The sequence below is a fragment of the Streptococcus infantis genome, assembly GCF_015546995.1.
Taxonomy (GTDB): Bacteria; Bacillota; Bacilli; order Lactobacillales; family Streptococcaceae; genus Streptococcus; species Streptococcus infantis_J.
Genome location: NZ_JADMUH010000012.1, coordinates 36458 through 55728 on the forward strand (window position 1 = coordinate 36458; position 19271 = coordinate 55728).

Annotated in this window: 20 protein-coding genes; 14 read left to right on the forward strand and 6 right to left on the reverse strand. The window is 40.7% G+C overall.

Annotation, left to right across the window (positions count from 1 at the left end):
* The first annotated feature begins 10 nt into the window (after positions 1-10).
* From I1J71_RS05580 to tig, 10 genes are all read left to right on the forward strand, one after another.
* Positions 11-700 carry a response regulator transcription factor gene (locus I1J71_RS05580; protein WP_006147978.1) on the forward strand — a complete coding sequence of 230 codons (690 nt, stop codon included), beginning with the start codon at positions 11-13 and terminating at the stop codon, positions 698-700.
* A gap of 93 nt (positions 701-793) precedes the next feature.
* Positions 794-1822, forward strand: coding sequence for a choline-binding protein CbpF (gene cbpF / locus I1J71_RS05585; protein ID WP_195184026.1), 1029 nt, complete (start codon positions 794-796; stop codon positions 1820-1822).
* 122 nt (positions 1823-1944) lie between these two features.
* The gene (gene mvk / locus I1J71_RS05590) at positions 1945-2823 is read left to right on the forward strand and encodes a mevalonate kinase (protein ID WP_195184027.1); all 879 of its coding nucleotides are present in this window, start codon (positions 1945-1947) and stop codon (positions 2821-2823) included.
* A complete protein-coding gene (gene mvaD / locus I1J71_RS05595) occupies positions 2805-3758 on the forward strand; it encodes a diphosphomevalonate decarboxylase (RefSeq protein WP_195184028.1) in 954 nt (317 codons plus the stop codon). Before mvk ends, mvaD begins: the two co-directional genes overlap by 19 nt.
* Positions 3745-4758 (forward strand): phosphomevalonate kinase, encoded by a 1014-nt coding sequence (locus I1J71_RS05600; RefSeq protein ID WP_195184029.1) that lies wholly within the window; start codon positions 3745-3747, stop codon positions 4756-4758. The genes mvaD and I1J71_RS05600 overlap by 14 nt, the downstream gene beginning before the upstream one ends.
* Entirely contained in the window at positions 4736-5737 is a 1002-nt protein-coding gene (fni, locus tag I1J71_RS05605) for a type 2 isopentenyl-diphosphate Delta-isomerase (protein ID WP_195184030.1), read from the forward strand. Before I1J71_RS05600 ends, fni begins: the two co-directional genes overlap by 23 nt.
* Positions 5738-5835: 98 nt before the next feature.
* Complete coding sequence (gene liaF / locus I1J71_RS05610; RefSeq protein WP_195184031.1) at positions 5836-6534, forward strand: cell wall-active antibiotics response protein LiaF; 699 nt, start codon at positions 5836-5838, stop codon at positions 6532-6534.
* On the forward strand, positions 6531-7520 hold the full coding sequence (locus tag I1J71_RS05615; RefSeq protein ID WP_195184032.1) for a sensor histidine kinase: 990 nt from the start codon (positions 6531-6533) through the stop codon (positions 7518-7520). Before liaF ends, I1J71_RS05615 begins: the two co-directional genes overlap by 4 nt.
* A gap of 18 nt (positions 7521-7538) precedes the next feature.
* Positions 7539-8171: a response regulator transcription factor gene (locus I1J71_RS05620; RefSeq protein ID WP_195184033.1), complete on the forward strand. Its 633-nt coding sequence runs from the start codon at positions 7539-7541 to the stop codon at positions 8169-8171.
* 112 nt (positions 8172-8283) lie between these two features.
* Positions 8284-9567, forward strand: coding sequence for a trigger factor (gene tig / locus I1J71_RS05625; RefSeq protein WP_195184034.1), 1284 nt, complete (start codon positions 8284-8286; stop codon positions 9565-9567).
* A gap of 45 nt (positions 9568-9612) precedes the next feature.
* On the opposite strand, the gene I1J71_RS05630 is transcribed toward tig, so the two are convergent.
* The 3 genes from I1J71_RS05630 to rnhC all read right to left on the reverse strand — a co-directional run bounded on the left by I1J71_RS05630 (position 9613) and on the right by rnhC (position 13567).
* Entirely contained in the window at positions 9613-11979 is a 2367-nt protein-coding gene (locus I1J71_RS05630; protein ID WP_195184035.1) for an ATP-dependent RecD-like DNA helicase, read from the reverse strand.
* Positions 11980-12067: 88 nt separating this feature from the next.
* On the reverse strand, positions 12068-12682 hold the full coding sequence (gene lepB, locus I1J71_RS05635; RefSeq protein ID WP_195184036.1) for a signal peptidase I: 615 nt from the start codon (positions 12680-12682) through the stop codon (positions 12068-12070).
* Between the two features lie 9 nt (positions 12683-12691).
* Positions 12692-13567, reverse strand: a complete 876-nt coding sequence (gene rnhC, locus I1J71_RS05640) for a ribonuclease HIII (RefSeq protein ID WP_195184037.1) — start codon at positions 13565-13567, stop codon at positions 12692-12694.
* An 86-nt stretch (positions 13568-13653) separates the two neighbouring features.
* Here rnhC and zapA point away from each other — a divergent pair, with 86 nt between their 5' ends.
* The 4 genes from zapA (at position 13654) to I1J71_RS05660 (ending at position 18043) form a co-directional block, all read left to right on the forward strand.
* The gene (gene zapA, locus I1J71_RS05645; protein WP_004252047.1) at positions 13654-13956 is read left to right on the forward strand and encodes a cell division protein ZapA; all 303 of its coding nucleotides are present in this window, start codon (positions 13654-13656) and stop codon (positions 13954-13956) included.
* The gene (locus tag I1J71_RS05650) at positions 13953-14501 is read left to right on the forward strand and encodes a CvpA family protein (RefSeq protein WP_195184038.1); all 549 of its coding nucleotides are present in this window, start codon (positions 13953-13955) and stop codon (positions 14499-14501) included. Before zapA ends, I1J71_RS05650 begins: the two co-directional genes overlap by 4 nt.
* A gap of 110 nt (positions 14502-14611) precedes the next feature.
* Positions 14612-16948 carry an endonuclease MutS2 gene (locus tag I1J71_RS05655; protein ID WP_195184039.1) on the forward strand — a complete coding sequence of 779 codons (2337 nt, stop codon included), beginning with the start codon at positions 14612-14614 and terminating at the stop codon, positions 16946-16948.
* A gap of 198 nt (positions 16949-17146) precedes the next feature.
* Positions 17147-18043, forward strand: a complete 897-nt coding sequence (locus I1J71_RS05660; protein ID WP_195184040.1) for a TDT family transporter — start codon at positions 17147-17149, stop codon at positions 18041-18043.
* 47 nt (positions 18044-18090) lie between these two features.
* Here I1J71_RS05660 and I1J71_RS05665 read toward each other — a convergent pair whose 3' ends face one another.
* The 3 genes from I1J71_RS05665 to I1J71_RS05675 are packed head-to-tail and all read right to left on the reverse strand — an operon-like array spanning position 18091 to position 19194.
* Positions 18091-18432, reverse strand: a complete 342-nt coding sequence (locus I1J71_RS05665; protein ID WP_195184041.1) for a hypothetical protein — start codon at positions 18430-18432, stop codon at positions 18091-18093.
* Positions 18433-18442: 10 nt separating this feature from the next.
* Positions 18443-18985, reverse strand: a complete 543-nt coding sequence (locus I1J71_RS05670; RefSeq protein WP_195184042.1) for a DUF6773 family protein — start codon at positions 18983-18985, stop codon at positions 18443-18445.
* 14 nt (positions 18986-18999) lie between these two features.
* Positions 19000-19194, reverse strand: coding sequence for a helix-turn-helix transcriptional regulator (locus tag I1J71_RS05675; protein ID WP_001082470.1), 195 nt, complete (start codon positions 19192-19194; stop codon positions 19000-19002).
* Between the last annotated feature and the right edge of the window lie 77 nt (positions 19195-19271).

The following is a 19271-nucleotide window of genomic DNA, read 5'->3' on the forward strand; positions in this document are numbered from 1 at the left end:
TAGGTCAGCCATGGGGAAACGGATTTTATTACTTGAGAAAGAAAGAAATCTAGCTCATTTTTTAAGTCTGGAACTCCAAAAAGAGCAATACCGAGTTGATCAGGTAGAAGAGGGTCAAAAAGCCCTCTCCATGGCTCTTCAGACTGACTATGACTTGATTTTACTGAATGCTCATCTAGGGGATATGACAGCCCAGGGTTTTGCAGAACAGTTGAGTCGGACTAAGCCAGCTTCGGTTATTATAGTCTTGGATCATCGAGAAGAATTGCAAGACCAACTTGAAACAATCCAGCGTTTCGCTGTTTCATATATCTACAAGCCAGTCATTATTGATGATTTGGTGGCTCGTATTGCAGCAATTTTCCGAGGTCGGGATTTTATCGACCAACACTGTAGTCAAATGAAGGTTCCGACATCCTATCGCAATCTGCGTATGGACGTAGAACATCATACTGTCTATCGTGGTGAGGAAATGATCGCCCTCACACGTCGTGAATATGACCTTTTGGCTACCCTTATGGGAAGCAAGAAAGTTTTAACTCGAGAGCAGTTGCTGGAAAGTGTTTGGAAGTACGAAAGTGCGACCGAAACCAATATCGTGGATGTTTATATCCGTTATCTACGTAGCAAACTTGACGTAAAAGGTCAAAAAAGTTACATTAAAACCGTGCGTGGTGTGGGTTATACCATGCAAGAATAGAAAAGCAGTTACCTTGTGTAACTGCTTTTTTGAAATCATTATATATTGACATATAGTTCAGTCTTTGCTACAATCATTTTGGAGGAAGCAAGAATGAAATTTTTGAAAAAAATGATGCAAGGTGGACTAGCAGTATTTTTCTTTAGTCTATTAGCAACTAGTACAGTATTAGCAGATGTCACTGATTCAGAAGGTTGGCAATTTGTCCAAGAAAATGGTAGAACCTACTACAAGAAGGGGGAACTCAAAGAAACCTACTGGCGAGTGATTGATGGTAAGTACTATTATTTTGATCCTTTATCTGGAGAGATGGTTGTCGGCTGGCAATATATACCTGCTCCACACGAAGGGGTTACGATTGGTTCTTCTATAAGGCAAGATATTGCTTTTAGACCAGATTGGTTTTACTTTGGTCAAGATGGGGTGCTACAAGAATTTGTTGGTAAGCAAGTTTTAGAAGCAAAAACAGCTACAAATGTCAACAAGCATCATGGGGAACAATATGATAGTCCAGCAGAGAAACGAGTCTACTATTTTGAAGACCAAAGAAGTTATCACACCTTAAAAACCGGTTGGGTTCATGATGAGGGGCACTGGTATTATTTACAGAAGGATGGTGGCTTTGATTCTCGCATCAACAGATTGACTGTTGGGGAGCTAGCACGTGGTTGGGTTAAGGATTTTCCTCTTACATATGATGAAGATAAGCTAAAAGCTGCTCCATGGTACTATCTAGATCCAACAACTGCTGCAATGCAAACGGGTTGGCAATATCTTGGTAACAAGTGGTACTATCTCCGTTCTTCAGGTGCTATGGCAACTGGCTGGTATCAAGAAGGTTCCACTTGGTATTACCTAGATGACCAAAACGGTGATATGATGACAGGTTGGACTTCTATCAATGGCGATTGGTACTACCTTCGTTCATCAGGAGCTATGGCGACAGGCTGGCTTCAAGACGGCTCAACTTGGTACTACCTCAATGCAAGCAATGGCGATATGAAGACAGGCTGGTTCCAAGTTAATGGGAAATGGTACTATGCCTATAGTTCAGGTGCCCTAGCTGTGAATACTACAGTAGGTGGCTACTACGTCAACTATAATGGCGAGTGGATTCAGTAATGAAAACAAGCGATTGTGAAGGAAACAATCGCTTTTTTTGTGAAAATATAATAAAATAGAAAGGAATAAAGTTCTAAAATTTTATCTAGAAACAGACGCTTTTCGTCTGATAGTAGGATTAAATGACAAAAGAAGTTGGTGTCGGTCAGGCACATAGTAAAATTATTTTAATAGGAGAGCATGCAGTCGTTTACGGCTATCCAGCCATCTCTTTGCCTCTTTTAGAGGTTGAAGTGACCTGTCGGGTTGTACCGGCAACGACACCATGGCGTCTTTTTGAAGAGGACACCTTGTCCATGGCAGTTTATGCTTCCCTCGAGTATCTGAATATCAAAGATGCTTACATCCGTTGCCAAATTGACTCTGCTATTCCAGAAAAACGTGGAATGGGTTCTTCGGCAGCCATTAGTATTGCGGCTATTCGCGCGGTATTTGATTATTACCAAGCAGAACTTCCACACGATGTGTTAGAAATTCTGGTCAATCGCGCTGAGATGATTGCGCATATGAATCCTAGTGGATTGGATGCCAAGACCTGTCTTAGTGACCAGCCTATTCGTTTTATCAAGAATGTTGGTTTTGAAGAACTAGCCATGGACTTGTCAGCTTATCTGGTCATTGCAGATACAGGAGTCTATGGACACACTCGTGAAGCTATTCAAGTTGTAGAGAGCAAGGGTAAGGAAGCTTTACCTTTCTTGTATGCACTTGGAGAGTTGACCCAGCAAGCAGAAGAAGCAATAAAGGCAAGAGATGCCGTGATGCTGGGAGAGATTTTAACAAAAGCACATGGAAATCTAAAAGAAATAGGAGTTAGTAGCCTTGAGGCTGATGCCTTGGTTGAAACTGCTCTTCAACATGGTGCTTTAGGTGCTAAGATGAGTGGTGGTGGTTTAGGTGGCTGTATCATAGCCTTAGTAGCCGACTATCACCAAGCTCAAGATTTAGCTGAAAGATTAGAAGAGAAAGGAGCTGTTCAGACATGGATCGAAAGCCTGTAACAGTACGTTCCTATGCCAATATTGCTATTATTAAATATTGGGGAAAGAAAGCAGAAAAAGAGATGGTTCCTGCGACTAGCAGTATCTCTCTAACCTTAGAAAATATGTATACGGAGACGACACTTTCTCCTTTACCAGCAGATGCAAAGGCGGATGCCTTTTACATCAATGGTCAGTTGCAAAACGAAGCTGAGCATGCCAAGATGAGTAAAATCATTGACCGCTACCGTCCTGAAGGAGCAGGGTTTGTTCGTATCGATACTAAGAACAATATGCCAACAGCAGCAGGCCTTTCTTCAAGTTCCAGTGGTTTATCTGCCTTGGTCAAAGCTTGTAACGCCTATTTCCAATTTGGGCTGAATCGCAGAGAATTGGCCTTGGAAGCTAAGTTTGCATCGGGTTCTTCATCTCGTAGTTTTTATGGCCCCTTGGCAGCCTGGGACAAGGATAGTGGAGAGATTTATCCTGTCGAAACTGACTTGAAACTAGCTATGATTATGTTGGTCTTGGAAGACCAGAAAAAACCAATTTCCAGTAGAGATGGTATGAAGCTCTGTGTCGAAACTTCTACGACTTTTGATGAGTGGGTTCGTCAATCTGAACAGGATTACAAGGATATGTTGGTCTACCTCAAGGAAAATGACTTTAAGAAAGTTGGAGAATTAACAGAGAAAAACGCCTTGGCTATGCACGCTACGACAAAGACAGCCACTCCCTCCTTCTCTTATCTGACAGATGCTAGTTATGAGGCTATGGATTTTGTTCGTCAGCTTAGAGAACAAGGAGAATCTTGCTACTTTACCATGGACGCAGGACCTAATGTCAAGGTTCTTTGCTTGGAAGAGGACTTGGAACATTTGTCAGAACTTTTAGGTCAACGCTATCGCTTAATCGTTTCAAAAACAAAGGATTTGAGCCAAGATGACGATTGTTAAGACTTGTGGGAAGCTCTATTGGGCTGGGGAGTATGCCATTTTAGAACCAGGTCAATTAGCCTTAATTAAGGCTATTCCCATCTATATGACGGCTGATATTAAAGCGTCTAATGATTATAGACTCTACTCAGATATGTTTTCCTATAGTGTAGACTTGCGACCGGATTCTTCTTATACCTTGATTCAAGAAACAGTTGCCTTGGTGGAGGAGTATCTAACTGCCCAAGGAGTTGAACTGCATCCTTTTTCTTTAGAGATTCGTGGGAAAATGGAGCGTGAGGGGAAGAAATTCGGCTTGGGTTCTAGTGGCAGTGTGGTTGTTTTGGTCATCAAGGCCATGCTTGCCTTCTATGAAAGATTAGCTGATAGAGAACTCTTGTTTAAATTGGCGAGTGCAGTCCTTCTCAAACGAGGAGATAATGGCTCTATGGGGGACATTGCCTGTATCGTATCAGAAAACCTCGTCCTCTATCAGTCATTTGACCGCGAGAAAGTGGCACAATGGCTAGAAAAGGAAGATTTGCAGGCTGTATTAGACCGTGATTGGGGCTTTTCTATTAGGAGTGTTGAACCGGTCTTGAAATTTGATTTTCTGGTTGGTTGGACCAAGGAAGTGGCTGTATCAAGTTATATGGTCAAGCAAATCAAGGATAATATGAACTCTAGCTTTTTACAGGCTTCAAAAGAAACAGTAGCTAACTTGGTAAAGGCTTTGGAGGTAGGTCAAGAAGAAACCATTATTGACTTGCTGGAACAAGCCAGCCAACTTTTAGAAGGCTTGAGTTCAGACATTTACACACCTTCGCTCAGACAACTAAAAAATGCCAGCCGAGATTTGAAAGCTGTTGCTAAGAGCAGTGGTGCTGGTGGTGGAGACTGTGGGATAGCACTTAGTTTTGACCAAGATTCGACCACATTACTGAAAAAACGCTGGGCTGATTTAGGAATTGAGCTCTTGTATCAAGAAAGGATGGAACATGACGACAAATCGGAAGGATGAACACATCCGCTATGCCCTTGAACAAAACAGTTCTTATAATAGTTTTGATGAAGTTGAACTGATTCATTCTTCGCTACCCTTATATGACTTAGATGAAATTGATCTTTCGACAGAATTTGCAGGGCGAAAATGGGATTTCCCCTTTTATATCAATGCCATGACGGGTGGAAGCGATAAGGGGAGAGAAATCAATCAAAAATTGGCTCAGGTGGCTGAAGCCTGTGGGATTTTATTTGTAACAGGTTCCTACAGTGCTGCTCTTAAGGATCCTTCAGATGACTCTTTTTCAGTCAAAACTAGTTACCCTGACCTCCTTCTTGGAACCAATATTGGCTTAGACAAACCTGTAGAACTAGGATTACAAACAGTGAAAGAGATGAATCCCCTCCTCTTGCAAATTCATGTTAATGTCATGCAGGAATTGCTCATGCCAGAGGGTGAACGTCAATTTAGATTGTGGCAACATAATCTGAAAGATTATGCTGAGCAAATCTCTATGCCACTTGTTTTAAAAGAAGTCGGCTTTGGTATGGATGTGAAAACCATTGCTAAGGCTTATGAGATGGGAATACGAACCGTTGATTTGTCTGGTCGTGGGGGAACCAGCTTTGCCTATATCGAAAACCGTCGCAGTGGTCAACGTGACTACCTCAATGATTGGGGTCAATCGACCATGCAAGCTCTTCTGAATGCCCAAGACTGGAAAGACAAGATGGAACTTTTGGTTAGTGGAGGAGTTCGCAATCCACTAGATATCATCAAATGCTTAGTGTTTGGAGCCAAGGCAGTTGGTCTATCACGCACTATGTTAGAGCTGGTTGAAAATTACTCTGTTGATGTCGTTATTTCCATTATTGAAAGCTGGAAGGAAGACCTACGCTTGATTATGTGTGCCCTTAATTGTAAAAAAATTGAGGATTTGCAAGAGGTCGACTATCTTCTATATGGAAAATTAAAAGAAGCAAAAGACCAAATGTAAAGAAAGAGGTCGGGATTTTAGTCCCGACCTCTTTATCATTCCTCAGACGGATGTGACTTTTGGGATTTGTGATACAATTAAATAGAGAGGACGGATACATGCGAAAATTTCAAATTTTTCTATTTATTGAAGCTTGTTTATTAACAGGAGCTCTGATTATGATGGTATCAGAGCATTTTTCCCGTTTTCTACTGATGTTGCTCTTGTTTTTACTGCTGATTCGATATTATACTGGAAAACAGGGAAATAACTTTATTTTAGTGGCGGTGAGCATCTTATTTTTCTTTATCATCATGCTCAATCCCTTTGTCATTTTAGCCATCTTTGTGGCCTTGATATACAGCCTGTTCCTGCTTTACCCTATGATGAACCAGGAAAGAGAAGATACCAATCTGTTTTTTGAAGAAGTAGTGACGGTAAAGAGGGAGAAAAATCGCTGGTTTGGGAATCTCCATCATTTTTCAAGTTACCAGACTTGTCGTTTTGATGATATCAATCTCTTTCGCCTTATGGGAAAGGATACCATTCATCTAGAGCACGTGATTTTGAGCAATCATGATAATGTCATCATCTTGAGAAAACTGGTCGGTACGACTAGGATTATCGTACCAGTGGATGTTGAAGTCAGTCTAAGTGTCAATTCTCTGTACGGAGATTTAACCTTTTTTGACCAGCCTAAACGTGCTTTGCGTAATGAGCAATTTCATCAAGAAACCAGAGATTATCTCAAGAGTCCCAAGAGTGTTAAGATTCTTTTGACAACTATGGTTGGAGATGTTGAGGTGGTGAGAGAATGAAAAAGCAACCCTATATTTTAATTGGTGTCACCTCTTTTCTCTTTGTTGCTTTTCTATTTCGAAGCATTTTTAAGGTCTTAGATTTGGAATGGACTTCTCTCTTCCAAGATTTAGAAAAGACAGAGAAAATCCTATTTCTAGCTTTGATGTTTAGCCTTGCTCTAGCCTTTTTATTGGTCTTGTTTTGGACAATGGTTGACGAAATTTCAAGAAGAAGAATCCAAGCAAATCTTAATCGTCTACTAACTGGTAAAGATATTAAAAGCCTTGGAGATGCTGATTTAGACGCAAGTTTTAGAAACTTATCAGGCAAGCTTGGTTTATTGACAGAAGCCATTCAAAAAGCAGACAATCAAGCCTTGGTCAAGGAAGAAGTGATTATTGAAAAGGAGCGCAAGCGAATCGCGCGTGACTTGCATGATACGGTTAGCCAAGAAATTTTTGCTGCCCATATGATTTTGTCAGGACTCAGTCAACAAGCTTCCAGATTAGACAAAGAGAAGATGCAGACACAACTCCAGAGTGTGACAGCTATTTTGGAGACAGCCCAAAGAGATTTACGTATTCTACTCTTGCATTTACGACCGATAGAACTGGAACAAAAGAGTCTGGTTGAGGGGATTCAGTTGCTTCTCAAAGAATTGGAAGAAAAAAGTGAACTCAAAGTCAGTTTTAAATATCAGGTAGACGAATTGCCTAAAAAGATTGAGGAGCATGTCTTTCGTATCGTCCAAGAATTGATTAGTAATACTCTCCGTCATGCCCAAGCTTCTTGTCTAGATGTTTATCTTTATCAGAATGAAACAGAATTACAGTTGAAAGTAGTGGACAACGGTCGCGGTTTTCAGTTAGATGATGTTGATGAACTAAGCTATGGACTACGCAATATCAAAGAACGAGTGGAAGATATGGCAGGGAGCATACAACTATTAACAGCACCGAAGCAGGGTTTGGCAGTGGATATTCGGATCCCCTTGCTTGATTGACTAACAAAAGGAAATAAAATGAAACTATTATTAGTAGATGACCACCAAATGGTGCGACTTGGTTTAAAAAGTTATTTTGAACTACAAGATGATGTAGAAGTTGTCGGAGAAGCAACTAATGGAGCCGAAGGGATTTCCATGGCCTTGGAGCTTCGTCCAGATGTGATCGTCATGGATATTGTTATGCCTGAAGTCAACGGAATTGATGCAACTCTAGCTATTCTCAAAGAATGGCCGGAGGCTAAAATTTTGATTGTGTCTTCTTATTTAGACAATGAAAAAATCATGCCGGTCTTGAATGCTGGGGCCAGAGGCTATATGCTTAAGACGTCAAGTGCTGATGAATTATTTCATGCTGTTCAAAAGGTGGCAGCTGGAGAGCTAGCTATCGAACAAGAGGTGAGTAAGAAAGTAGAATACCACCGCAATCATATGGAACTTCACGAAGAATTAACTGCGCGTGAACGCGATGTCCTTCAACTGATTGCCAAGGGTTATGAAAATCAGCGCATTGCAGATGAGCTCTTTATCTCCCTAAAGACAGTCAAGACCCATGTCTCCAATATCCTAGCCAAACTTGAGGTCAGTGATCGTACCCAGGCAGCAGTTTATGCTTTTCAACATCATTTGGTGGCTTCTGATGAATTTTAAGGGATATAGGATGTAATTGAAGCATGGACGAAAAGCGCATCCATTACTTGAAAAAGTTCGCTACTATGTGGTATAATGGACTGTATTAAAAATTTTAAGGAGAAATGACAGAATGTCTGTATCATTTGAAAACAAAGAAACAAACCGTGGTGTCTTGACTTTCACTATCTCTCAAGACCAAATCAAACCAGAATTGGACCGTGTATTTAACTCAGTAAAGAAAACTCTTAACGTTCCAGGTTTCCGTAAAGGTCACCTTCCACGTCCTATCTTCGACCAAAAATTTGGTGAGGAAGCACTTTACCAAGATGCAATGAACGCTCTTTTACCAGACGCTTATGAAGCAGCTGTTAAAGAAGCTGGTCTTGAAGTAGTTGCTCAACCAAAAATCGACGTAACTTCTATGGAAAAAGGTCAAGATTGGGTTATCACTGCTGAAGTTGTTACAAAACCTGAGGTTAAATTGGGTGAATACAAAAACCTTGAAGTATCAGTTGATGTAGATAAAGAAGTAACGGACGCTGATGTTGAAGAGCGTATCGAACGTGAACGCAATAACTTGGCTGAATTGGTGATCAAAGAAGGTGCTGCTGAAAACGGCGACACTGTTGTTATTGACTTTGTTGGTTCTATCGACGGTGTTGAATTTGACGGCGGAAAAGGTGAAAACTTCTCACTTGGACTTGGTTCAGGTCAATTTATCCCTGGTTTCGAAGACCAATTAGTTGGACATTCAGCTGGTGAAACTGTTGACGTTATCGTAACATTCCCAGAAGACTACCAAGCAGAAGACCTTGCAGGTAAAGAAGCTAAATTCGTAACAACTATCCACGAAGTTAAAGCTAAAGAAGTTCCAGCTCTTGACGATGAACTTGCAAAAGATATCGACGAAGAAGTTGAAACTCTTGTTGAATTGAAAGAAAAATACCGCAAAGAATTAGCTGCTGCTAAAGAAGAAGCATACACTGATGCTGTTGAAGGTGCTGCAATCGATAAAGCTGTAGAAAACGCTGAAATCGTTGACCTTCCAGAAGAAATGATTCACGAAGAAGTTCACCGTTCAGTAAATGAATTCCTTGGAAACTTGCAACGTCAAGGTATCAACCCTGACATGTACTTCCAAATCACTGGAACTACTCAAGAAGACCTTCACAAACAATACGAAGCAGAAGCTGAGTCACGTACGAAGACTAACCTTGTTATCGAAGCAGTTGCGAAAGCTGAAGGATTTGACGCTACTGAAGAAGAAATCCAAAAAGAAATCGAGCAATTGGCTGCAGATTACAACATGGAAGTTGCCCAAGTACAAAGCTTGCTTTCAGCTGACATGTTGAAACACGATATCACAATTAAAAAAGCTGTTGAATTGATCACAAGCACTGCAACAGTAAAATAATCTGAAAAGATAAAAAACCACCGGATTCGGTGGTTTTTTTGTGCTTTATTTTCCGAAAAACTCCTCAAGGTCATCTTGGCTAATCCCAATCATGGCTGGGATACTAGTCCAGTTATCTTCAGTTAGGATGTAAGGTTGATGAGGATCAATCTGGTTTTCTGTTTCAAGAATTGGCTCATTTACTTCTTGAGAGCTTTCAGTTAAGTCGCTGAAACGTTCAATCAGATAGGTTTTTCGAGCAGTTCCGATATGTTTAGTCGCATAATCAAAGGCTTGAAGTTCACCGAGTAGAATGAGTTTGCTTTTAGCCCGAGTAATAGCAGTGTAGATAAGGTTACGCTCCAGCATACGCTTGCTAGCACTGGTGATGGGAAGAAACACAACGGGGAATTCACTTCCTTGAGATTTATGGATACTCATGGCGTAGGCAAGACGAATTTTATACCATTCGTTGCGTGGATAGACGACTTCGTTCCCATCAAAATCAATCATCATTTCATCTTGTTTAGATTCAGTGTATTTTCCAGGAATGAGGTCCGTGATGTAGCCTAAGTCTCCGTTAAAAACGTTGACTTCTGCATCGTTAACCAAATGAATGACCTTATCACCACTACGATACTGAAACTGACTTGCTTCAAAACTAATCTGTCCCTTTTGAAGAGGATTGAGCAGTTCTTGCATGAGTTGATTGATGGAATCGATTCCTGCTGCTCCACGATACATAGGAGCTAGAACTTGGATGTCTCGTGCAGGGATGCCACTTCTGATGGCAGCGTCTAGGATTTTTTCAATGGTCGCTGGGATCTGGTTGCTAGCGATTTCAAAGTAGGAACGGTCTGCCTTTTTCTGAGTGAAATCTGCAGGTAAAATTCCCTGACGAATCTGACTCGCAAGTGTGACAATGGTTGATTCTTCGCTCTGACGGTAGATTCTTTCCAAGCGTGTTTGCGGAATACTTGGAATTTGGAGTAAGTCAGCCAGAACTTGACCTGGGCTAACCGATGGCAACTGATCACTATCTCCAACGATGAGAATTTTACTAGTAGAGGAAATATTTGAGAAAAGTTGATTGGCTAGCCAAGTATCTACCATAGAGAACTCGTCTACGATGATAAAGTCAGCATCTAGATAATCTTCTAAATGGCTTGTGTCGTCGTCACCAGTCATACCCAAGTGGCGGTGAATGGTTGCACTCGGCAAGCCTGTTAGTTCATTCATACGACGTGCTGCACGACCGGTTGGAGCAGCAAGGAGAATAGGTAGATTACTTTTCTTTCGAAGGTCCAGTCCTTCTAATAGAGCATAGACGGCAATAATCCCATTGATAACAGTGGTTTTTCCGGTACCAGGTCCACCTGTCAGGATAAAGACCTTGTTTTGGATAGCGTCGCAGATAGCCTGCTTTTGAAAGGCATCGTATTGAATGCCTAATTCTTCCTCAACAGTTGCGATATGATCCTGGATGATTTCTATTTCATGTTTATTGGGTTCTTCTTTTTCAAGGATGCGAATGAGGTGATTGTGAATTCCCTCTTCAGCGAAAAAGAGGCTGTTGTCAAAGATTCTCGTATCAACTTGTTGGACTTTTTCTTCTTCAATGAGATTGGACAATTCTTGAGCGAGTTGGCTGGGCTCTAATTCCACGGGACGTGAGGATTCAAGTAGATTTAGAGTCTTCTCCAATAGATCTCTGGCTTCAACATAAGTATCCCCACTTTCCATACAAGCGTTTAAAAGGCTATGAATGAGTCCTGCTCGGAAACGTTCAGGTGCCTGACTTTCAATGCCCAATTCTTGCGCCAATTGGTCTGCGATGGTAAAACCCAAACCCTTGATATCTTCTACCAACTGGTAGGGATAATTTTCAACGATATCGATAGTTTCCTCTTTGTAGGTATCCTGAATTTGAATAGCTAATTTATTAGGGATTCCGTAGTTGGCAAGCTTGGCTAAAACCATTTCAGTCCCGTAGTTGAGACGGAGTGTGGATACAAAGGCCTCACGACTTTTTGAAGACAGCCCTGAGATAGTCTCAAGTTTTTCAGGATGTTCTAGGATTTCATCAATGGTATTTTCTCCATAGAGTTCCACAATCTTCTGAGCAGTTTTGAGACCAATCCCTTTGAAATGACTACTAGAGAAATATTTGACCAATCCCTTACTAGTTGGTTTTGCTCTTTCGTAACGGGAAATCTGCAGTTGTTCTCCGTATTTGGAGTGTTGGACAATCTGTCCCCAGAAAGTGTATTCTTCTCCCTCGATAACATCAGCCATGGTCCCTGTAACAATGATCTCGAAATCATCAAAGTCCTCAGCATTGGTGTCTTCGATATCTAGGAGGAGAATACGATAAAAATTACTGACATTTTCAAAAATAATACGTTCAATCTTACCTGTAAAATAGACTTCCATATAATTCCTTTACATTCCTGAATGAAATCTATCATTCAGAATAGAATGAGAAGAGGCTGAGATTCGTGTTCTCGGCCTCTTAGTGTTCTTAAAATGTTCCGATACGTTTGAGTGGCCAGAAACGGAATTTTGCCTCTCCAATAATATCTTTTGCTTTAAAAGTACCAACATGTCGGCTATCACTAGATACCAGACGGTCATCACCAAGTAGGAGGTATTGTCCTTCTGGAACAGTGAAGGTAAAGCTAGTATTGAAGTTAACATCTAAGGTAAAGGCATCAGCTTTTTCAGCAAGACTTCTGAAGTACTCGCCTTTTTTCCCATCCCAGCTATCTCCGGTATAGGTTGATTGGAGTTTATCCTCTTTAAAGCGTTTGAGATAATCTGCTAGGTAAGGCTCATCGGTTTCTTGATTGTTGATGTAGAGCTTATCATTTTCGTAACGGATGGTATCACCTGGCAATCCGATGACTCGCTTCACGATATCTTTATTCCCTTCATCCTCATGAGCGACAACTATATCAAAGCGATCGATAGGGAGATGTTTGACAACGAAGAGAATTTCTCCATCAGCTAGAGTAGGGTCCATAGAGTGTCCTTCTACACGAACATTGCTCCAGAGAAAGAGACGGCTGAGACCTACTAAGGCAATAATTAGGAAGAAAACTCCCCACTCTCTTATAAATGATTTAAAATATTTCATGGTTCACCTCTATAGAAGTTTTTTGGCTTTTTCAGTATTTTTAAAATGAAGTTTGGCGCAGAAATTAAGGCCCTTCATTCCATATGCTTTTAATATTTGACTGGCAACCTTATCAGAAGCAGCACCAGCACCACTAGGAAGTTTGTAACCTAACTCTTGCCCTAGGCTTTCAAGATTTTCTAGGAAGAGGTCACGCGCTATGATGGAGCTAACTGCTACAGCCAAGTATTTACTTTCAGCTTTTTCCTCAAGTGTAACTGGATTTGAGAAATGATTGGCTTCATTTTTTAAGTACTTATCATAGTTTTGAGCACTCGTAAAGGCATCAATGACAATCTTTTCTGGTTGGACTCCTTTTTGAAGGAGGAGAAAGATTGCTTGATTGTGAAGAGCTACCTTGACAGAAACAGCATTATAGCGCTCACCAATGACTTCGTTATACTTACTTGGCGAAAGAAGGAGTGCTTGATGCCGAATCTTCTCCTTAAGAAGGGGGGCAAGCTGACGAATCTTTTGGTCAGTTAGTGTTTTAGAATCTCCAACCCCGAGTTTTCGTAAAAAGTCATGCTGATTAGGAGTTACAAATGACGCCACTACAGCCAGACCACCGAAGTAGGAACCATTTCCAACCTCATCTGTTCCAATCAAGGGGAAATTTTGCCCACTAACTATTTGTGCTACTTGATAACCAAAAAAGCTAGCATAGCTTTCAGCAGCTTCTCCTTGCAAGAGGACTTTCCCAGATGTATAGACGAAAACGCTGGCTTGAGGAAGTTTTAAAAAGTAGCGAATATAAGGATTTTTACTAGGAGTGAGTGCTTGTTCATGTTCTTGAACAAAAGCCTGAATTTCCTTTTCGCTCGGAGTTAATGTGATACTTGCCATAGTCTTTATTGTACCATAAAAGCGCTAGAATTGGAAAAAACTGACAAACTTAGTGAAATTTGGTATAATATCTTGAGGTGAATTTTATGGCAAATTTAAATCGATTCAAGTTTACATTTGGGAAAAAAACATTAACGCTGACAACTGAACATGACAATCTTTTCATGGAGGAGATTGCTAAAGTTGCGACGGAAAAGTATGAAGCAATCAAAGAACAAATGCCTGGAGCTGATGATGAGACAGTAGCTATTCTCTTAGCGGTTAACTGCTTGTCAACACAGCTCAGCCGTGAGATTGAATTTGATGACAAGGAGCAAGAGTTAGAATCGCTCCGTTATAAAGTGGTTGCGGCTAAACAAGAGCAGAGTAAGATTGAGGATTCCCTATGATTTCCATTCTACTCTTATTAATCCTTGCTTGGAGCTTTTATATTGGCTACCGCAGAGGAATTATTTTGCAAGCATATTATCTTGTAGCAACGATTGTCTCTGCTTATTTTGCAAGCAAATATTACCTAGCTTTAGGGCAGAAGTTCAATTTATTAATCCCTTATGCTAATCCGCAGGAAGGACAGGGAACTTTCTTTTTCCCATCCAATCAACTTTTCCAACTAGATAAGGTTTTTTATGCAGGTGTCGGCTTCCTCTTAGCCTTTACGATTTTTTACTGCATCGGCCGTTTGCTTGGTCTTTTTCTAAACCTAGTACCAAGTAAGATACTTGATGGGACATACTACCGTATCGGTGCGGGTGTGCTATCAATCGGTGTGACCTTGTTTGTCTTCCAGATGATGCTAACGATTCTCGCAACTGTGCCATTACAAATTGTTCAAAATTCACTTGAAAATAGCTTTGTAGCTAGACATATCATCCAAAGCATTCCATTCACAACTAATTTTATTAAACAGCTTTGGGTTACTAAAATAATCGGTTAAAAAGGGCGGGAACTATTCCTAGCCTTTTGTTTACAATTTCGAAAAGTAAGAGATTGATTTAAAGAGTTGAAAATAAGAAAAGCCATAACTTTTTATACTAAGGAAATAAGATGAATACAAAAATACTAGAAACGTTAGAATTTAACAAGGTCAAGGCTTTATTTGAACCTCATCTTTTGACGGAACAAGGACTAGAACAGTTAAAAGAGCTAGTCCCAACAGATAAAGCTGATAAAATTAGACAGGCCTTTGCAGAGATGAAGGAGATGCAAGAACTCTTTGTTGAGCATCCTCATTTCAGTATTTCGGCAACAAAAGATATTGCGGCTACCTGCAAACGTTTGGAGATGGGTGCTGATCTCAACATAGAGGAATTTCTCCTTCTCAAACGTGTCATATTTGCCAGCCGTGAACTCAAAAACTTCTATGATAATCTTGAAAATGTCCGCTTGGACCACTTGGCAAATTGGTTTGAGAAACTTCATGATTTTCCACATCTGCAGGGAAATCTCCAAGCCATCAATGAAGCTGGATTTATTGAGAATTTTGCTAGTGAAGAACTAGCACGAATCCGTCGTAAAATCCATGATAGCGAGAGCCAAGTTCGTGACGTCTTGCAAGAACTTCTCAAACAAAAGGCTCAGATGTTGACAGAAGGTATCATCGCTAGTAGAAATGGTCGCCAAGTTCTTCCAGTCAAAAATACCTATCGTAATAAGATTGCTGGTGTGGTTCATGATATTTCTGCCAGCGGGAACACTGTCTATATCGAACCGCGTGAAGTAGTCAAGCTGAGTGAAGAAATCGCAAGTCTACGTGCAGACGAACGCTATGAGATGATGCGCATTCTTCAGGAACTCTCTGAGCGAGTGCGACCTCATGCGGCTGAAATTGCTAATGATGCCTGGATTATCGGACATTTAGACTTGATTCGGGCTAAGGTTCGCTTTATCCAAGAGACAGGAGCAGTAGTTCCTCAAGTCTCTGAGGACCAGGAGATTCAACTCCTCCATGTTCGTCATCCCTTGGTGCAAAATGCTGTTGCTAATGATGTACACTTTGGTAAAGATCTAACAGCCATCGTCATCACTGGTCCCAATACGGGTGGTAAGACCATTATGCTTAAAACCTTAGGTTTGACGCAATTGATGGCTCAGTCAGGTTTGCCGATTTTGGCGGATAAGGGAAGTCGTGTGGGAATTTTTGAGGAGGTCTTTGCGGATATTGGAGACGAACAATCCATCGAACAAAGTCTTTCAACCTTCTCTAGTCACATGACCAATATCGTTGATATTCTTGGTAAGGTCAATCAAAACTCGCTTTTGTTGCTAGATGAGCTTGGAGCAGGAACAGACCCCCAAGAAGGTGCAGCCCTTGCCATGTCTATCCTAGAAGACTTGCGCTTGCGTCAGGTCAAGACTATGGCAACCACTCACTATCCTGAACTCAAGGCCTATGGGATTGAAACGGCTTATGTTCAGAATGCCAGCATGGAGTTTGATACAGCTAGTTTGCGCCCGACCTATCGCTTTATGCAAGGCGTACCTGGTCGAAGCAACGCCTTTGAGATTGCTAAACGTCTCGGCTTGTCAGATGTCATCGTAGGTGACGCTAGCAAGCAGATTAACCAAGACAATGATGTCAATCGTATTATTGAGCAATTGGAAGAGCAGACGCTTGAAAGCCGTAAACGTCTTGAAAATATTCGCCAAGTCGAGCAAGAAAACCTCAAGATGAATCGTGCCCTTAAAAAACTTTATAACGAGCTCAATCGTGAAAAGGAAACTGAACTCAATAAGGCGCGTGAGCAAGCTGCGGAGATTGTTGACTTAGCTCTGGCAGAAAGTGATGATATTCTAAAAAATCTTCACAGTAAATCTCAACTAAAACCACATGAAATTATCGAAGCCAAGGCCAAACTCAAGAAGTTAGCACCTGAAAAAGTTGATCTTTCTAAAAATAAAGTCCTCCAAAAGGCTAAGAAAAAACGAGCTCCAAGAGTTGGGGATGATATCATCGTTTTAAGCTATGGTCAACGAGGTACCTTGACCAATCAACTCAAGGATGGTCGCTGGGAGGCTCAAGTTGGCTTGATTAAGATGACCCTTGAGGAAAGAGAGTTTGACTTGGTTCAGGCTCAGCAAGAAGCACCAGTCAAGAAAAAACAAGTCAACGTTGTCAAACGGGCAGGTGGTAAAGGTCCACAGGCTCGACTAGACCTTCGTGGCAAACGTTATGAGGAAGCTATGGAAGCCTTGGATGCCTTTATCGACCAAGCTCTACTCAACAATATGGCTCAAGTAGACATCATCCATGGTATCGGTACAGGAGTCATCCGTGAAGGAGTAACCAAATACCTCCAAAGAAACAAGCAAGTCAAGAGCTTTGGCTATGCGCCACAAAATGCAGGTGGTTCTGGAGCGACTATCGTAACCTTTAAAGGCTAACCAAGCTATAGAATGAAATGTCAAAAGAGTACCTATCAAGTGATAGGTACTTTTTTGATGAATTTATTTTAATCATTATTGTTAGTGAGTATTTTAAAAGGGGACAATCGTTTTATAGCCAAAAAAAATTGATGAAGGCTTGTCTAACTGAGCTTTATTTATGCTATACTGATAGTAACGTCATTTTCGGAGGTTGGTATGAAAAAACTCCCCTTAGCCTTTTCAGGTTGTTTATTGGGATTGGCTGGAGCAGGAAATCTCATTTTGGATATTTTTCCGCTTTTATCACACATCTTTAGTTTGTCAGGCTTGATTTTGTGGTTTTATTTTTGGGTGAGCCACCTCAATAACTGGCATGAAAGTAAGCAGGAATTAAAGAAAGCCCCTGTTTTGTCAGGAATGGCAACCTTTCCCATGGCAGGGATGATTTTATCAACGTATTTATTACGAATCTTACCCCCGAACATGAGCATTGTTGCACAGATTCTCTGGTGGTTTGCTTTTCTTCTAGATGTTTATCTCATCTCATACTTTACAAAGAACTATGCCTTGGTTAAACAAAGGGCCAGTGCAACACCAACTTGGACAGTTCTTTATGTAGGAATAGCAGTAGCGAGCTTGACCTACCCCGTGGTGGGGATTGTTGGGATTGCCTATGGAGCTTGGATTTTTGGTTTTATCTTAACCCTTATCCTTTACCCTCTAATTTATCAAGATTTGAGGAAAAATCCGTTGCCGCTCGCTTTGCTGGGGCAAGAAGGAATCTATTGTGCTCCATTTTCTCTCCTTTTGGCAGCATTAGTGAGAGTAGGAGGATACAGTCTTCCTAGTTGGATTTTACTAGTTATGATCCTTGCATCACAGACCTTCTTTTTCTTTGTCCTTAGTCGCTTGCCAAGGATTTTAAAACAAGGTTTCCAACCAGCCTTCTCAGCCCTAACCTTTCCAACCATCATCACAGCAACTTCATTGAAAATGTCCCAAGGCATTCTGCAGTTTCCGGTCCTCAACCTCGCCGTTTGGCTAGAAACTATCATTTGTTTAACAATCCTCATCTACGTACTAGTAGAGTATATACGATATTTAAGGAACTAAAAGAACCCCTAGCACGAGGAAGTGTTAGGGGGTGATTTTTAGAGCGATTAATAACATTCTTTTTGCTTAACTTCTTTAAAGAGTTGATAGAGAGTATAGAAGTAGACCAAACTAAAAATGATACAGATGGTTAGAAATAGGAGATATCTCCAATCCATAGAATTCGTAATTAGTTGTGGGAGAGATACGAGGATAAAGCAGAGAGATGCGTTTAAGAGACGTATTTTTTTTGATGTGATTTTCTGAAACCTTTGTCCCTTATTCAAGACCGGAAGGGCTAAAAGGAAGACTATCAGAAAAGGACGCGTAACTTGACCATAAACTAGGAAAAAGGTAACAAAGATGCTGACCAAAATATGACTGAGAATTAAAGTTTGTAATGATTTCATAAGTTTCCTCCTAATAGTCGTCTTGATCTTTTTTGGCTTTTCGAATGCGAAGCCAGACGACAAGTTGCATCATTAATCCGAAAAAGAAGGCTGCGAAAAGAATTGATGTGAAATGACCTAGATTGAAAAGAGAGTTGAAATAGTTCTTGCCATCATCCGTTAAGACATTGAGAAGTGGCATGCCAAAGAACATAAAAACTCCATAGACTAGACCAGCTTTAAGACCAGGGTAGCGCAATTGTTTTTGTTCTTTCTGGCTCAGCATATCAGGGTCGATAGCAGTAATACCTGTTTTTTTAGTTTGAATGCTAACATAGATAGCACAAACCATAGAAACCAGAAAAATGATGATTGGATATCCAAATGCGACGATTTGTGGATATTTATAAGCAAGGACAAAGGGAATGAGATTGCCCAAAATCATGAGATAAAAGAGAACCATAAAGATTTTATTTCCGATGCGGTCAGCCTCACGTTGCTTGTGTTCATCAAGTGGTCCAGAAATACCATATGTGCGTTTGATCAGTTTTTCAGTGAAGGTTTCTTTTTTCATTTTTTCTCCTTTTGTTAAAAATCATCTTCCCAAAAAAGACTGTTGAGGTCTGTTTGGAGACTACGAGCGAGATTGAGACAGAGTTCTAGAGTAGGATTGTACTTGTCATTCTCAATCATGTTGATGGTTTGTCTAGAGACACCGATATCCTTTGCAAGTTCGAGCTGGGATATGCCCAATTCCTTGCGGAATTCTTTCACACGATTCATTCTTCCTCCTTATTTGATTATGTCACATATATTTGACTATAGTATATCTTTTAAAAAATAAAATGTCAACTATTTTT

What these genes read in the sequence shown, in the direction of transcription:
- I1J71_RS05580 (WP_006147978.1), top strand. Translation starts at nt 11, where the DNA reads ATGGGGAAACGGATTTTATTACTTGAGAAAGAAAGAAATCTAGCTCAT.
- cbpF (WP_195184026.1), top strand. Translation starts at nt 794, where the DNA reads ATGAAATTTTTGAAAAAAATGATGCAAGGTGGACTAGCAGTATTTTTC.
- mvk (WP_195184027.1), top strand. Translation starts at nt 1,945, where the DNA reads ATGACAAAAGAAGTTGGTGTCGGTCAGGCACATAGTAAAATTATTTTA.
- mvaD (WP_195184028.1), top strand. Translation starts at nt 2,805, where the DNA reads ATGGATCGAAAGCCTGTAACAGTACGTTCCTATGCCAATATTGCTATT.
- I1J71_RS05600 (WP_195184029.1), top strand. Translation starts at nt 3,745, where the DNA reads ATGACGATTGTTAAGACTTGTGGGAAGCTCTATTGGGCTGGGGAGTAT.
- fni (WP_195184030.1), top strand. Translation starts at nt 4,736, where the DNA reads ATGACGACAAATCGGAAGGATGAACACATCCGCTATGCCCTTGAACAA.
- liaF (WP_195184031.1), top strand. Translation starts at nt 5,836, where the DNA reads ATGCGAAAATTTCAAATTTTTCTATTTATTGAAGCTTGTTTATTAACA.
- I1J71_RS05615 (WP_195184032.1), top strand. Translation starts at nt 6,531, where the DNA reads ATGAAAAAGCAACCCTATATTTTAATTGGTGTCACCTCTTTTCTCTTT.
- I1J71_RS05620 (WP_195184033.1), top strand. Translation starts at nt 7,539, where the DNA reads ATGAAACTATTATTAGTAGATGACCACCAAATGGTGCGACTTGGTTTA.
- tig (WP_195184034.1), top strand. Translation starts at nt 8,284, where the DNA reads ATGTCTGTATCATTTGAAAACAAAGAAACAAACCGTGGTGTCTTGACT.
- I1J71_RS05630 (WP_195184035.1), bottom strand. Translation starts at nt 11,979, where the DNA reads ATGGAAGTCTATTTTACAGGTAAGATTGAACGTATTATTTTTGAAAAT.
- lepB (WP_195184036.1), bottom strand. Translation starts at nt 12,682, where the DNA reads ATGAAATATTTTAAATCATTTATAAGAGAGTGGGGAGTTTTCTTCCTA.
- rnhC (WP_195184037.1), bottom strand. Translation starts at nt 13,567, where the DNA reads ATGGCAAGTATCACATTAACTCCGAGCGAAAAGGAAATTCAGGCTTTT.
- zapA (WP_004252047.1), top strand. Translation starts at nt 13,654, where the DNA reads ATGGCAAATTTAAATCGATTCAAGTTTACATTTGGGAAAAAAACATTA.
- I1J71_RS05650 (WP_195184038.1), top strand. Translation starts at nt 13,953, where the DNA reads ATGATTTCCATTCTACTCTTATTAATCCTTGCTTGGAGCTTTTATATT.
- I1J71_RS05655 (WP_195184039.1), top strand. Translation starts at nt 14,612, where the DNA reads ATGAATACAAAAATACTAGAAACGTTAGAATTTAACAAGGTCAAGGCT.
- I1J71_RS05660 (WP_195184040.1), top strand. Translation starts at nt 17,147, where the DNA reads ATGAAAAAACTCCCCTTAGCCTTTTCAGGTTGTTTATTGGGATTGGCT.
- I1J71_RS05665 (WP_195184041.1), bottom strand. Translation starts at nt 18,432, where the DNA reads ATGAAATCATTACAAACTTTAATTCTCAGTCATATTTTGGTCAGCATC.
- I1J71_RS05670 (WP_195184042.1), bottom strand. Translation starts at nt 18,985, where the DNA reads ATGAAAAAAGAAACCTTCACTGAAAAACTGATCAAACGCACATATGGT.
- I1J71_RS05675 (WP_001082470.1), bottom strand. Translation starts at nt 19,194, where the DNA reads ATGAATCGTGTGAAAGAATTCCGCAAGGAATTGGGCATATCCCAGCTC.